Origin of the sequence: Mastigocoleus sp. MO_188.B34 (assembly GCF_030065675.1) — a bacterium.
GTDB lineage: Bacteria > Cyanobacteriota > Cyanobacteriia > Cyanobacteriales > Nostocaceae > Mastigocoleus.
Window position 1 is genome coordinate 12,298 of sequence record NZ_JASJDK010000032.1, and the last position, 15,633, is coordinate 27,930.

The window sequence follows — 15,633 nt, forward strand, 5'->3', positions numbered from 1 at the left end:
AATTGGGAATTGTATAAAAAGAAGTTTTTTCGTAAATATCAATCAAGAACTAAAAAATCAAAATGATACTCTCAATCAAACAAATATTTCGGGTATTAATTTCATTACTACTAAGTTTTGTCATACTGTTTTACTTTACCCCTGCAGCCTGGGCTTTTTGTGGATTTTATGTTGCTAAAGCTGATAGCAAACTATATAACCAAGCTTCTCAGGTTGTCATTGCTCGTAAAGACAATCGCACTGTGTTGACAATGGCAAATGATTATCAAGGTGATGTCAAGGATTTCGCTATGGTAGTTCCTGTTCCAACAGTGCTAAAAAAAGAACAAGTTAAAGTTGCAAAATCAAAAATTATTGAAAGATTAGATGCTTTTAGCGCACCACGTTTAGTTGAATATTTTGATGAAGATCCTTGCAACCCAATTTTATACGAAAGACAAGCATTAAGTGGTGCCAGTCGTGGTGCACCTAGACCAGCAGGGCGTTTGAAAAAAGCTGATAATTTAGGCGTGACTGTAGAAGCTAAGTTTAATGTTGGTGAATACGATATTGTTATTCTGAGTGCAAAAGAATCTAACGGTTTACAAACTTGGTTACGACGCAACGGCTACAAAATTCCTCGAGGAGCAAGAAGTTTACTGCAACCTTATATCCGTCAGGGGATGAAGTTCTTTGTTGCTAAAGTCAACTTAGATAAATTTGAGGAAAAAGGTTATCAATTCCTCCGTCCTTTGCAAATATCCTATGAATCTTCCAAATACATGCTTCCGATTCGTTTGGGGATGATCAACTCCACAGCAGAGCAAGACTTGTTGGTTTACATTATTTCCCCTAAAGGACAAGCAGAGGTTACTAACTATCGCACAGTAAAAGTTCCTTCAAATACTAATATCCCCGTATTTGTTAAAGATGAATTCAAGGATTTTTATAAATCTATGTTTAAAACAGCATATACCAAGGAAGACAAAAAAGTTGTTTTTCTTGAATATGCTTGGGATATGGGTACTTGCGATCCCTGTTCTGCTCAACCTCTCAACCGACAAGAACTCAAAGATGCTGGAGTATTTTGGTTAGACGAACCTGCTGTGGATCTACCAATCAATCCCAGAGGTCGACGTTTTCGTCGTCCTCACCCAAGTAACATTTTCATTACTCGCTTGCATGTCCGCTACACCCGCAATAAATTTCCTGAAGACTTGATGTTCCAAGAAACATCCAACAGACAAAACTTCCAAGGACGTTATGTTTTGCGACATCCTTTCAAAGGTGACTTAAACTGTAAAGCTGGTCGACAATATAAAAGGTCTTTACCTAGACGTTTTGAGAAAGAAGCACAAAATCTTGCCAAACTTACTAGTTGGAATATTCAAGATATTCGTAAGAAAATGAGTATCAATGAACAGCCTACTAACTCCTGGTGGCAAAGTTTATTGCAGTGGGTAGGATTTTAGTTTTTAGAATCCCCTAGCTACAGCTAGGGGAGCAATCAACTAAACACCACCACCAACTTGCTGTTGTTTTTGCTGATTAACCAGCGCAGCGTATAACCTATTGAGTGCATTAACATATGCTTGTGCTGATGCCACAATGATATCTGTATTTGCTGAGTGACCTGAGAAAACCCTTTCTTCGTATTGCAGACGAATAGTCACTTCCCCAATTGCATCTATACCCGCTGTTACTGACTGCACAGAAAATTCAATTAATTGATTGGGTACATTGATAACCCTGTTAATTGCTTTATATACAGCATCTACTGGTCCCGTACCAATTGCAGCATCAGTTAGTTCTTTACCATCAGGATTGCGAAGGGTTACTGTTGCTGTCGGACGACTGCGATCGCCACAGGAAACTTGTACTAATTCCAAACGAAATAGGTCTGGCGCTTGTTGAATTTCATCATTTACAAGTGCTTCTAAATCCCAATCAGTAATTTCCTTCTTTTTATCTCCGACTTCTTTAAATCTTACAAATGCTTTATTTAGATCGTTTTCTGATAGTTCAAAACCTAATTCTTTCAGACGAGTACGAAAAGCATTTCTACCTGAATGTTTGCCCAATACTATTTTATTAGTATTTAAACCTATCAATTGGGCATCCATTATTTCATAAGTTCGCTTATTTTTGAGTACTCCATCTTGATGAATTCCAGATTCATGAGCAAAAGCATTTGTACCAACAATTGCTTTATTTGGCTGGACTAATAAACCTGTTAAATTAGAAACTAAACGGGAAGTTTTATAAATTTGTTGAGTATCAATATTGGTTAATGGTTCTTCCGAGTTAGTAGGACGTCCTAAAAAGGGATTAAAATATTGTCGCCTTACATGTAGCGCCATTACTAATTCTTCTAAGGCTGCATTTCCTGCTCTTTCACCAATACCATTAATCGTACATTCTAACTGTCTAGCACCATTTTTTACTGCCTCTAAAAAATTAGCGACAGCTAAACCTAAATCGTTATGTCCATGTACAGAAATAATTGCTTGATCGATATTGGGAACATTATCTTTTATTCCTTTAATTAATGCTCCAAATTCACTAGGAGTTGTATAACCTACCGTGTCAGGAATGTTAATCGTAGTTGCTCCTGCTGCAATGGCTTGCTCTAAAACTTGATAAAGAAATTTTGGTTCGGAACGAGCAGCATCTTCAGGGGAAAATTCAATATCATCTGTAAAACTTTTGGCATAACTTACCATTTCCCCAGTAATTGATAGCACCTCCGATCTAGTTTTTTTCAACTTATATTCGAGGTGAATATCACTAGTCGCAATGAAGGTATGAATTCGTTGCTTTGCTGCAGCTTTGATTGCATCAGCGGCTGATTTGATATCTTCGTGACGTGCTCTAGCTAAACTGCAGATAACTGGACCATCGCTTGTTCCCACTGTTTCAGCAATCCTACTGACAGCTTCAAAATCTCCAGGACTAGCAAAGGCAAAGCCAGCCTCAATTATATCTACTCCCAAACGCGCTAACTGCTTTGCGATAGTAAGTTTCTCATCTATATTCAGAGTCGCTCCCGGACATTGCTCGCCATCTCTGAGGGTAGTATCAAAAATAATTATGCGTTCTGATTTGGTATCCATTATTGTATTTGTTTTTGTTTTTACTTGTTACTTAAAATACCTAATTCCTTAAGTTCTTTTTTATTTTTGTTAATAGTTATTAAGATTACTGACCTTCTACTTTCTCAATTGATTCTCTAACAGCATTCATATCTATATATCTATCGGTGGCATTACGTAATTCTCTTGCTATCATACCCTCAGTTGATACTACTGTAATATGAGTATTTTTTGAGCGTAATAGTTCAATAGCTCTTTCAAAATCACCATCTCCGCTGAACAAAACTACTCTGTCGTATTGGTCTACTGTATTAAACATATCTACGACTATTTCTATATCTAAATTTGCTTTTTGTGAGTAGCGACCAGAGACATCATCATAATATTCTTTAAGAATCTTAGTTCGGACTGTATATCCCAGACTAATAAGAGCATCTCGAAAACCTCGTTGATCCTGAGGGTCTTTTAAGCCAGTGTACCAGAATGCATTTACTAAAGTTGTACCTGGTTGCTCGTGTGCAAAGTATTCTAAAACTCTTCGGGGGTCAAAAAACCACCCATTCTTTTGTTGAGCATAGAACATATTATTCCCGTCTACAAAAATAGACAGGCGGTTGTGTGAGGTACCCATAATATATACACCTAAAAATATTTAAATCAATTTAGATTGAACAACAGATTATATCAATAATAAAATGGCTAATTTACTAATATATATAAAATATATTGTCATATAGAACCTTGATATAATTCATAAGGGCAAGTAAAAATAAAACTCAAACAATTTTTGTGTATCCCATAACTGCTTATACTTTTTCACATTTAGTAATCATAAAAAGTAGCTTGTAATCAAAATTGACTAATTTGGTTCTTCAGTTAGAACTGATTAATTACAGCATTAAGATGCTATACCTCAATCCAGTTTACTCTGAAAGCGGTATTCTCTTGGAACAGAGTGGAATTTACACTTTTTTGTCATGAGATGATCGTACTGCCACATAAGTTCATTTTTCCCACTTTGAGTGAGTATCATTCACTTGTAAGTGTTTTATTCAAGTCATAAAGCATAATATTTTCCTGTCCTAACTTCGACTAGAAGTTTAATGACTTACCTTGGTATGAATTAGGAAATTTTAAGTTCAAAACCTATCCAGGGAAGCTTATCTGACTTACCTTTAATTTTTTTGCCAAGATGATGACATCTCTGCATATTTTGTGTACATAAATTTTCTAAATAATCAATGTGTTGGATGAAACATGGTATACTGTATTTCAAAATTTTTCTGAGAAAATTAGGTAAAAAAATAAGCAATGTGGAGTAGATAATACAAATTTTTTTTCATTTGTATAAGATAATCATCTAAAATTAGAATATCAGGGTGTTTATACTAGAAAGCAATGTAAATAAAACAACAAAACATTAGCAGACCGTTCGAGAATCGCGGTATGGCAGAAGAACCTACATATACCTTAACCAAAGAAAATATCTCTGGTAGTAATCAAGCTGCAAATCAATCAGATAAGCCTATTACTAACCCAATATCGACAATTCAACCTCGGTTTATGAGTAAGTTGGGACATTTTCTTACGGTAGCTTGGACTATTGGTGCAGCGTTCCTGAGCTTTTCTGGGAATAGTTTGACCATTTCTCAGTCTTTAGAAAATCGTGCTCATGCAAGTTTTTACACTTTGCGCCAAAAGGAGACTCCCCCCAAAGAAATTATAATTTTGGAGATTGATGATAATTCTATCTCTTTACCAAGAGAAAGTTATCTACTTAACCCTAAAAACTATAGCCATTTAAAGGGACTTAAATCCTTTCCTTACAAAAGGGAAGTATATGCTCAGGTAATTGATAAGTTGATTGCTGCTGGAGCTCGTCATGTCGCATTACATATAGTCTTTGATAGCGCTAGTAGCTATGGAGCAAATGATGATCAAAAGCTGGCTTCTGCATTAAAACGCCATGGCTCGAAGGTAACTTTGGCTACTTTATATCAAGACAGTCAGTTCCTTTACGGTACGATAGATCGAATCATAACACCCTTATCTAAGTTTCAGAATTATCAATCATCAGTTAATATTGAAAATTTTCTTAAGGAGAAAGACGGTGAAATCCATAGACTATCTTACTCATTTGTTGAAACAGTAAAACAACAATTAAAAGAAGATGGTTTGCTAAAACAACAATTAAAAGAAGATGGTTTACTCGACGTTGATATAACTTCATTTGATCGAGCAGTGTTACGAGGTGCAAAAATTAATTATCCCGAACCCTTGGGCGATCGCATATATTTTTATGGTCCTCCAGGAACATTTGAGAGAAAATCATTTTGGGAAGTATTTGACCCGGAATTTTGGGATGCAAATTTCGACGCGGGAAAAATATTTAAAGATAAGATAGTTTTAATTGGAGCTACAGGTAAGCTTGCGAAGCAATTTCCCGTACCAGTCTCAAACAGTTTATTCTCTTCAACAAAAATGTTTGGGGTAGAAATTCATGCTAACGCGATCGCGACTTTGATGGAAGGAAAGGCGATTGCTCAAGGGATTGAAAGTAATGTAGGACGTGGTTTATTCACTTTATGTTTAGTGGGAGGAATAGCTTTATTTATTGCCAAAATTAAACGAGGAACAAAGAGATTTTTTGTAAGTATACTAGTTGCTACAACTTGGGGAGGAATAACCTACGCATTATTTTTTTATGGTAAGTTAATTTTTCCCACAGCAGTTCCAATAATAGGAATTATTGGTATAGGTTTTTCTTACTTAGGAGTAGAGCTAACAAGAGAATTGATACGAAAAAGCCAGCTAGTGGATATTTTCCGGAGATATTCCACAAGTCAGGTTGTTCGGGAAATTTTGAGTCAGCAAGAAGACCTCAAAGACTTGATCTACCAAAGACAGATGGAAATCTCAGGTAAAATTTTAGATGCTAGATACAGAATAGTTAAAGTTCTTGGCGCTGGTGGATTTAGCGAAACTTATATTGCTGAAGATTGCAAACGTCCTGGAAATCCCTTGTGTGTTGTTAAACAATTAAAACCAGTAAACGATAAACCCGCTCAATTGGAAGTCGCAAGACGACTATTTAATTCTGAAGCGAAAACTCTGGAAAAATTAGGTAAGCACAATCAAATACCTCAACTGTTAGCTTACTTCGAAGAAGAAGAAGAATTTTATTTAGTTCAAGAATATATCATGGGTCATCCCCTAAGCCGAGAAATTCCATCAGGCAAAATTCTTGATGAAAGAACAGTAATCCATATTTTAAAAGACTTACTACAAGTATTGGAATTCGTACATGCAAATGAGGTAATTCATCGCGATATTAAACCTAGTAATATTATCCGTCGAGAATCAGATAGAAAACTGGTATTAATTGATTTTGGTGCGGTGAAAGATGTAACGTCTCAATCAAAAGATGAGCTAGAGCAAACATCTTTTACCATTGGTATTGGTACCAAAGGTTATGCACCTAGCGAGCAATGTTTTGGACGTCCCCAGTACAATAGCGACATTTATGCAGCTGGTACAATCGCCATCAAAGCTTTGACAGGTAAAGCTCCCCACGAAATTCCAACCGATGGTTATGGAGAATTAAAATGGACAGATCGGGTGAATGTTAGTCCTGCTTTTGCAAAAATTATCAGTAAAATGGTGCTCAATGATTATAAAAGACGATATCAGTCAGTATCAGAAGTATTATCAGCGATCGCAAAGTTAGGAATGGGTAGACAAACAAACTACAATCACCACTTACCAACCGATAACATTACTTTAGCTGATACCGATATTCCAACTACACCTTGGGTAATTCCACCCGATGATGACGAGCAAAACTCAACTTCTATGTCCCCTACTGATGAGTGAATCAGTTATACATGTCCGGTAAAACACTTGCGATAAGGTTTCGTAGTAGCGCTTGAGCGCTAATATCTTTACTATGGCGCTAAAGCGCTACTACAAACAAAAGTATTTTTTCACAAGCAATTAAGCGGACATGATATTATCAGTTATCAATTACCTATTACCTATTACCTACAAACTAATCTTGGCGTAAACGGCTGGCAAAAATTGCTGCTTGAGTGCGATCGCGTAAATTTAAACGACTTAAAATACTATTAACATGATTTTTAACTGTACGTTCTGAGATAAAAAGTTTGCCAGCAATTTCACGGTTATTGAGTCCTTTGGCAATTAGTTGTAATACTTCTTTTTCTCTAGGTGTTAACTGCTCAAATTCTGGTGGAATTTCTACACTGGAAGTGGCAGTTATAACTTTTTCAAATAATCCAGGTCCCATTTGAGTGTAACCTTTATTCACCGCCCTGATTGCCTGCGCCAGTTCTTCAGATGGCGTGTCTTTGAGTAAATACCCCTTAGCACCAAATTTCATTGCTTGGGTAATGTAATCATCATCATCAAAAGTTGTCAGTACTAAAACTTTAATATTAGGTGCTTTTTGCTGCAAATTACGAATAGCTGCGACTCCATCCATAATTGGCATTCGCACATCCATAAGTACCACATCTGGCTGTAATACCAATGCTTGCTCTATCGCCAGCTTACCATTTTCAGCTTCGCCGACCACCTCAATGTCTTGCTTCGCTTGTAGAAGGCTACAGAGTCCTTCCCGGATAATACTTTGGTCGTCAACCAGTAAAACTCGGATCATGCTGTACTGATAGTGGAATCTCAATCTGAATTTTACAACCTTGATTGGGTTGACTGCTAAGTTGGAAACGACCTCCAAATGTTTCAACCCTTTCTCGCATTCCCCGGAGTCCAAATCCAGTAGTATTTTCATTGGGGTCAAAACCTTGACCGTTATCTTCTAATAATAAAGATATATATGTAATTCTTTCTCTTAAGTCTAATCTTACCCGTTCGGCATAACCATGTTTGGAAACATTAGTTAGTGCTTCTTGGACTACTCGATATAATGCTGTTGATATTTCATCTGGTAATGAAGATTGTAAATATATTTCAGATACAACCTTGGTTCCTGTAGTTCTTTCAAAGTCTTGGATTAAATTTATTAAAGCATCTGTGAGTGACTTACCTTGTAATGGGTTTTTTCTTAAAGTTGCAACTGAGTTACGAACATTTTGTAATGCTTCTTTCCCTAGTTGTCTGGCTTTATCTAAGTGTTGCTTTGCCTGTTCTAAATTTACATTAATCTGCATTGCTACATTCTCTAGCTGAATGCTTTGAGCTGTTAGAGAATGACCCACAGAATCATGAATTTCCCGAGCTATCCGATTACGTTCCTGCAAAGTAGCTTGATTTTCAATCAATAAAGCATATTCACGCAAACGTTGATTCGCAATGGCGAGCTTTTCGCGACTTTGTTTTTGTGCTAATAGTGTACCCACCAAAAGCATGACAAAAATCAAGACTAGACCAAAAAGCACTGCTGCATTGAGTTTCCAGTAAATCAGAAATTGTTGTGCTAAATCTGGTGATATCCTCCGAAATACTCGCGGTAATGGTCTACCCAAGGATACACCAAAGGGTCTAATCTGCATTACTGACATTAACTGCATGAGGATAAAAGAAATATAAGTAAATATTCCTACGGCTATACGTCCGCTCCAAGGAAACATTAAACAAGCGCGGATTGCAACAACTAATAACAACGCAGGAAAAACTCTTTCTCCTCTTCCTCCCCATAAAATAATCAGCCAACTTAAACCTAATCCCACACTGGTGTATACCCATTGCATGAGTCGCGACCCAAAAGGTAGTCGCAGTCCCATTAAAGCCAAAATTCCAAGACTTACTAAAATTCCAGGAGTAAAAATTATTGGTGGTTGATGAAACCGATGGGGTCTTAATAAGTGAGGTGGTGGTAAATATTCTCTAGGAATTTGTAATCTTGAAAATACTGCCAGAAAAGCAATCCCTAGTAATATTAATTCTAAATAAAATAAAAGACGAAACGGATGTTTTTTCCAACTCAACCGTTGCATAATCTAGTATAACCTAGCTGCAGCTATAGTTTGAACTTTATTACTATAAAGTAAATCATTTTTTAGCAACAGTAACCCTCGTCCTACTATAATTTACACCTCATAGGCCAAAAGTACTAGATAAATATAGTACCTCGGTAACTCATAGTTTAGGATTAGGGATTCATGCAGTTTATATAAGATATTTTATAGGATTTAATTGTTCGCAATCAAAGCGAATAAAGTTCAAAAAAGTAGAGTTCAAAACCGTAAAATTCAAAATCGTATTTTAACTATTACGAGGGATCTAATATGAATTGGCGTCAAATTTCTGTATTATTAGCAGCTTCAGTTATTCTACCAGCAGGTAGTGTTACTGCTAATCAGCTGAGTATTTCATCCACAAGTGTGAGTCAGAGCAATACATCTGTATATTCTGGCAAAATTGCTCAAGCTTCACCAGATGCTCCAAATTTCAAAAGGAGACGACGTGGTAAGGGAGGGATGAAGAAAATATTTCAGCAACTCAACCTAACTACCGAACAGCAAGAACGGATCAAAGCGATTCGTCAAGAATCCAAAGAAAATAATAGTAGTTTGCGTCAAGAAATGAGGCTAGCCAAAGAAGAAATGCGTAAACTGATGATACAAAATAAATCTTCTGATCGCGAACTCAGACAACAACATGAAAAAATTCAAAATCTGAAAAAAGAACTAGGAAATCAACGATTTGAATCAATGCTCAAAATTCGCCAAGTTCTTACTCCCGAACAACGTAGTAAAATGGCTGAATTAAAACAACAACGCTGGCAAAATCGTCGCAAACGTTGGCAAGGTAGACGTTACTAGGATGTACATATTCAGAGGCGTTACACCACAACGTCTCTAAATTTTTATTTACGAATGCAATTTCGATACTTTATAACTATTCAAATTAACACAGCTAATACAAAGCTAATAAATGTATTTAACTGTGGAATTACTGTTTAACTTTATTGGTTTTGCTTATCATATCCGCAAGGAATGCAAAAATTCCTAACTGCATAGAACTAAAAAATAACAAGAGCGTGAATTGCCTTAAGCTTTGGTGGCTAATAATATCTTGTATTAAAGTTAGGATAAAACCCCCAAATAATACACTTGCTATCGGTAATAAAAATCTTAAAGGTGCAAAGTAAATTCCTATGTAGATAATTAGTTGCATGAACTCTAAAGCATCTTGTATCGGATTAATTTCACCTTTTTTGACCTTATAGTGATAGTAAATAGGTTCGTAGTGCACAACATAGTTATTACTTAACATTGCCAAAGCTGTTGTAGTATTAAAACTACCTGTGTCGGGAATAGTATTGAGAAATTGTTCGACTACATCTTTACGAAAGACCCGTAAGCAACTATTTAAATCTGGTATTGAAGACATGGTCAGCCATTCAGCAATATAGGTTAAACACGAATTAGAAATTTGGCGAAATTTTGAGTCTTTCATCCCAACTCGAGCAGTTGCAACCATATCGGCTTGCAACATTAAACTGACCAGTTGGGGAATTTTTTCATTTGGATAAGTCCCATCAGCATCAGTTGTCACAATTAGTGGATACTTTGCTTGACTGATTCCGGTTTTAACTGCTGCACCATAGCCTAGGTGTCGCTGATGTTCAATTACTTTTACATCTAATTGCGATCGCAACAAATCGCCAGTACCATCACTAGAAGCATCATTAACTACAATAATTTCATATTCACAATTAGTGCGATCTAAATAGTCACGAAGGCTATTTAGGGTAAAACAAATCATATTTTCTTTATTGTAAGCAGGTATAACCACTGAAAAAGCTGGGTAAGCAATTTCATACCCTTGTGCTTGTATAGGCGATCTATCACGTAATTTCATAAAAGCAATGTCGCATAAAATATGTTGTTTATGATACAAGATAATTTCCGTTTGTGTATTTATATTTAGTAAAAAAATAAATTTTATGTTTACTGAACGTAGTGAAACTGTTTAAATACAGATAAGCTCGTTACAGGTAGTTCGCACATAACCTTCAAAGAACCAGAACGATTTTCATTTGAATATTCTTGGTTACTTTCACAAAATTAGATAATTTCAGTATATAAACTCACATAAACTTTCATGTTTGCAACTATTGAAATTTATCAGTTATATCTGAATCAAAGTATTTTTATCTGAAGAACTATAATTATTTATTATACATACTCCGAGTATGTTTACCAGAGTAAGATATCAAATCACAAACTATATGAAAACTCTTCAGTATAAAAAGATGCTATTGCTATTCAACCTCCCAGTTATTCCTCAGAATAGGCAATGCTATAAATAAAACAAAATACCAACCATACAAAAATGTGAGTGATAAAAGTATGATTTCTTAAAAAAATAACCCAACAAACTAGTATATCTGTCTTCAATTGGTAAAACCATAAATCATATGATTTACTAATAATTGTACTGTAAATATTTTCAAATAAAATTTAAGTTATACTATTTACATAATTTAGAGTTATGTTATTTGGGAGGGCTATTAAAATTGCTGTCAATAATCATACATCTAGCCCGATTATTCTCTCAAACAGCTATCTCAAACTTAAAAAAAAACCTTATTTTACAAGTTAAATAAACTTCAAGTTTACATAATCTTGCTTAATTGGTATGAAAGAGAAATAATAAATTTAAATTCATCTATAAAAGTGACTCAAGATAATTTTGATACAAATACTTCAAATACGATAAAAATAATTAAAGGAAACTCAAATATAGAATCATCAGTTTCAGAAAACCCAACATCAAAGCCTTCAATTACAGAACAGGCAATTACAGAACAAACTATTATAAAAACAATAGCAGAAACAGAAACAGAAACAGAAAAACTAACAAATAATTTAGATATTACTGATTCCTCTTCTCAAATTGAAAAACAAAAAGCCTTAGCAAGAGTTATTTCCCGTATTCGAGAATCTTTAGACTTAAAATCTATTTTCAACACAACTGTCACTGAAGTAAGACAACTTTTAAATGCAGATCGTGTTGGAGTATTTAGATTTTATCCAGGTAAAGATTGGGAAGGAGAATTTATTTATGAAAATGTAGGAGAAAAATGGAAATCAGGAACGGGAGAAAAAGTTTCTGATCGGTGTTTTAGCCTTCGATATGCCGAACTGTACAAGCAGGGAAGAGTCAATGCAATTGCTGATATTTATCAAGGTGATTACAAGCAATGTTATATCGATGTTTTAGAAAAATTTCAGATCCGTGCCAATGTTGTTGCACCCTTACTCAAAGGAGATCAACTCTGGGGATTATTGTGCATTCACCAATGTCGCGCTCCTCGTAACTGGCAAGAATCTGAAATTGAATTTGTTAGCTTAATTGCAGAGCATTTAGGTGTTGCGTTGCAACATATTGAATTATTCAGACATGCAAGACTTCATGTAGATTTACAAAAAGCATTAAATGGGGTGATTTCCCGAATTCGTAAGTCTTTAGATCTAGATAATATTTTTAAAATAACGGTAACTGAAGTTCGTCAACTACTTAAGACAGACCGAGTTGGAGTATTTCGCTTCGAGCCAAACTTGGACTGGGAAGGAGAATTTATTTATGAAGATGTGAGATCGCAGTGGTCTTCGGCATTATCTATCAAATTACGGGATACCTGCTTTGCTGCCGAATTTGCAGGGCTATATCAGGAAGGTCGAATCAGAGCAATATCTGATATATATGAAGCTGGCGTTAATAATTGCCACATTCAAATTTTGGAAAGATTCCAAGTACGTGCCAATGTGGTTGCACCTTTAATGAAAGGTGATAATTTATGGGGTTTGCTATGCATTCATAATTGCAGTAGTCCCAGAGACTGGGAAGACTTTGAAATTGAATTTGTGCAACAAATTGCCGAACACTTGGGCGTTGCATTACAACAAGCAGATTACCTCGAACAAGTAAAAGCCCAATCAGCACAATTAGCACAAGCAATAGAACGGGACAGAACAGCAAGATGGCAGAAAAATATAGCTATCACTGTTGAAAAAATTCGTCAGTCTCTCGACCTCGAAACCATTTTTCGGACGACCACCTCTGAACTCAGACAGCTGCTTAATGTTGATCGAGTAGCTATTTATCGTTTCAATGCTGATTGGAGTGGTGAATTTGTATCTGAATCAGTAGCAGATGGTTGGAATTGTTTGATACAGGAACAATCACAACTTTCGGACTTGCTTGCCGATATTAGTGAATGTAGCGTCAAAATATTTGCTAAGCCCCCGATGGTAGATACTTATTTACAAGATACGGCAGGAGGAAGTTTTGCGAAGGGCGAACTATTTCGTATTTGCAATGACATCTATAAGGCTGATTTTAAAGAGTGTTACATCAAAAGCTTAGAATTATTTCAAGCCAGGGCTTACATTATTGTTGCGATTTATCACAGTCAGAAACTTTGGGGATTGCTTGCAGTTTATCAAAACTCCGGACCTCGCGAATGGCACTCTGAAGAAGTCTACTTCCTTAACCAAGTTAGTACTCAGTTAGGTGTAGCTTTACAACAAGCAGAATACTTACAAAAATTAAAGCATCAAGCAGCAGAGCTATCAAAAGCAGCCGAACGGCAAAGAGCGCTCAAAACAACCGTAGAGAAAATTCGCCAGACCCTCGATATTGACACCATTTTTAAAGCTACCACCAAAGAAGTACGTCAATTATTAGACGTAGAGCGAGTAGCAATCTATCGCTTTTACCTCGATGGTAGTGGTGAATTTGTCGCAGATTCCATAGTTGATGGCTGGATGCCTGCAACTAAGCCGCAACCAGTAACCGAACGTTTATTGTTGCAAACTACGAAAGCTGGTAAATATCCACGTAATGAAGTATTTGTCCCGATTTCCCAAGGTGAAAAGCTGTGGGGATTATTAGTTGCTTACCAAAATTCCCAACCGCGTTACTGGCAAGATGAAGAACTTAGTTTGCTCGCACAAGTAGGCGTACAATTGGGGGTAGCATTACAGCAAGCAGAAGCATTAATACAGGTACAAGAACAAGCAGAACAACTAGCTCAAGCAGCGGAAAGAGAACGTAAAGCGGCACAGCGAGAACGAGCACTAGCAACAACGGTAGAAAAAATCCGCCAAACCCTTGATATAAATACCATTTTTGCCAATAGTACTCAAGAGAGCCAAAGACTTTTAGAAGTAGATAGAGTGGCAATTTATCGCTTCTACCCCGATTGGAGTGGGGAATTTGTTGCTGAATCAGTAGCTCCTGCTTGGAAGCCAGTACGGGAAATTATACCTGTAATTGCCGATCGCTTTTTGCAAGATAATCAGGGAGGCGAATATGCCAAGGGTAAGATTCTGGTTGTCAATGACATTTACAGCACAAATTATTCTGTTTGCCATATTGCTTTAATCGAGCAGATGCAGGCAAGAGCGTATATGATCGTACCGATTTTCCAAGGTGAAAAACTTTGGGGATTACTCGGAGCATACCAAAATACTGGACCCCGTGATTGGCAACAAGATGAGATAGACTTATTGCTTCAAGTTTCTACACAGTTAGGAATAGGTATCCAGCAAGCAGAATTACTCGAGCAGACCCAACAGCAAAAAGAAGAACTCAGCCAAACAATTAAAGAGTTACAGCGCGCTCAAACTCAGTTAATTCATAGCGAAAAAATGGCAGGCTTGGGTCAGTTAGTTGCTGGAGTCGCCCATGAGATTAACAACCCAATTAATTTTATTCACGGAAACATTGCCCATATAGATAATTATGTGTGCGACTTGCTCAATTTGCTCAACCTTTATCGAAGTGCTTATCCTCATCCAGAATCACATATTCAAGAACAAGCATCTGCAATTGATTTGAATCATCTGATCGAAGACCTACCCAAAATTACTGACTCAATGAAAATAGGTACGGGGCGGATTTTCTCTTTGGTGCAGTCCTTACGTACTTTTTCACGATTGGATGAAGAAGGAATGAAAGCCTTTAATATCCATGATGGTATTGACAGCACGTTATTGATTTTGCAACATCGGCTCAAACCTAGTATCAACGCGCCTGAAATTGAGATCTTTAAGGAATATGGCAATCTGCCCTTAGTGGAGTGTAATGGCGCTCAACTAAACCAGGTATTTACAAATATCCTCAGCAATGCTATGGACGCCATAGAAGCGATGTTAGTTGCGACTAATAATCGTAAACCCAAACAACCTAAAATTACTATCCGTACAGAAGTTATAGATGGAAATAGTATCCTAATTAGAATTGTGGATAATGGTTATGGAATTCCGGATGAATTGCAATCTCGTATTTTTGAACCATTTTTTACAACAAAGGAAATAGGTAAAGGTACTGGTTTGGGTTTATCCATTAGTTATCAGATTGTTGTTGAAAAACATGGCGGTCAATTTAGATGTTTTTCTGAACCCGATAAAGGTAGTGAATTTTGGATTGTGATTCCTATCAAAAGGTTAAATAGTTTGAATCATTGATAGTAAACCTTGAGGGGTTGGGAATTGGGAATTGGGGATTTGTGTAAGTTGATTTTGTGTAAATTATTTGTACGATTGCAATCGCTACAATTCTCAAGAAA

General features: G+C 36.3%; 9 protein-coding genes. 4 read left to right on the forward strand and 5 right to left on the reverse strand.

Annotation, left to right across the window (positions count from 1 at the left end):
* Positions 1 to 62 precede the first annotated feature (62 nt).
* Positions 63 to 1,451, forward strand: coding sequence for a DUF2330 domain-containing protein (locus QNJ50_RS10315; protein WP_300634950.1), 1,389 nt, complete (start codon positions 63 to 65; stop codon positions 1,449 to 1,451).
* Between the two features lie 39 nt (positions 1,452 to 1,490).
* Here the strand turns inward: QNJ50_RS10315 and QNJ50_RS10320 are convergent, their stop codons facing one another.
* A complete protein-coding gene (locus QNJ50_RS10320) occupies positions 1,491 to 3,092 on the reverse strand; it encodes a 2-isopropylmalate synthase (protein WP_300634952.1) in 1,602 nt (533 codons plus the stop codon).
* An 85-nt stretch (positions 3,093 to 3,177) separates the two neighbouring features.
* Positions 3,178 to 3,702, reverse strand: coding sequence for an NYN domain-containing protein (locus QNJ50_RS10325; RefSeq protein WP_027843026.1), 525 nt, complete (start codon positions 3,700 to 3,702; stop codon positions 3,178 to 3,180).
* An 815-nt stretch (positions 3,703 to 4,517) separates the two neighbouring features.
* Between QNJ50_RS10325 and QNJ50_RS10330 the strand changes: the two genes are divergently transcribed.
* Entirely contained in the window at positions 4,518 to 6,944 is a 2,427-nt protein-coding gene (locus QNJ50_RS10330) for a serine/threonine-protein kinase (protein ID WP_300634955.1), read from the forward strand.
* A 175-nt stretch (positions 6,945 to 7,119) separates the two neighbouring features.
* Here the strand turns inward: QNJ50_RS10330 and QNJ50_RS10335 are convergent, their stop codons facing one another.
* Both QNJ50_RS10335 and QNJ50_RS10340 read right to left on the reverse strand, forming a co-directional pair.
* Positions 7,120 to 7,749: a response regulator transcription factor gene (locus QNJ50_RS10335; protein WP_300634956.1), complete on the reverse strand. Its 630-nt coding sequence runs from the start codon at positions 7,747 to 7,749 to the stop codon at positions 7,120 to 7,122.
* Positions 7,727 to 9,046 (reverse strand): sensor histidine kinase, encoded by a 1,320-nt coding sequence (locus QNJ50_RS10340; protein ID WP_300634958.1) that lies wholly within the window; start codon positions 9,044 to 9,046, stop codon positions 7,727 to 7,729. The genes QNJ50_RS10335 and QNJ50_RS10340 overlap by 23 nt, the downstream gene beginning before the upstream one ends.
* A gap of 291 nt (positions 9,047 to 9,337) precedes the next feature.
* Between QNJ50_RS10340 and QNJ50_RS10345 the strand changes: the two genes are divergently transcribed.
* Positions 9,338 to 9,874, forward strand: a complete 537-nt coding sequence (locus tag QNJ50_RS10345; protein WP_300634960.1) for a Spy/CpxP family protein refolding chaperone — start codon at positions 9,338 to 9,340, stop codon at positions 9,872 to 9,874.
* Between the two features lie 130 nt (positions 9,875 to 10,004).
* Here the strand turns inward: QNJ50_RS10345 and QNJ50_RS10350 are convergent, their stop codons facing one another.
* Entirely contained in the window at positions 10,005 to 10,916 is a 912-nt protein-coding gene (locus tag QNJ50_RS10350; protein WP_300634962.1) for a glycosyltransferase family 2 protein, read from the reverse strand.
* Between the two features lie 818 nt (positions 10,917 to 11,734).
* Between QNJ50_RS10350 and QNJ50_RS10355 the strand changes: the two genes are divergently transcribed.
* A complete protein-coding gene (locus QNJ50_RS10355) occupies positions 11,735 to 15,532 on the forward strand; it encodes a GAF domain-containing protein (RefSeq protein ID WP_300634964.1) in 3,798 nt (1,265 codons plus the stop codon).
* Positions 15,533 to 15,633 lie beyond the last annotated feature (101 nt).